This window comes from Pseudotabrizicola sediminis (assembly GCF_004745575.1).
Classification (GTDB): domain Bacteria; phylum Pseudomonadota; class Alphaproteobacteria; order Rhodobacterales; family Rhodobacteraceae; genus Pseudotabrizicola; species Pseudotabrizicola sediminis.
On record NZ_RPEM01000084.1, the window covers coordinates 1 to 207 of the forward strand.

Here is a 207-nt window from a genome sequence, read left to right on the forward strand (position 1 = left end):
CAAGGTTTGGCTGGATGGTACGCTGATCGGTGAAGCGGCCGCGGATGTGGATCTGTCACAGAACAGCAATGATCTGGTGATCGGGGCGTTCAACGGCAACAGTGCAGCGGGAACGACCGACGGGGTGCGCGACTTCTTTGATGGTACCATCTCGGATCTGACGATGTACGACACTGTCCTGACCCCGGCCGAGCTTGCTGCGCTGGA

Annotated in this window: 1 protein-coding gene; it reads left to right on the plus strand. The window is 59.4% G+C overall.

The window, feature by feature from the left end; all coding sequences use genetic code 11:
- Window positions 1-207, plus strand: a 207-nt coding sequence (locus tag EEB11_RS19395) for a LamG-like jellyroll fold domain-containing protein (RefSeq protein WP_135434225.1), incomplete at both ends; no start/stop codon positions are given.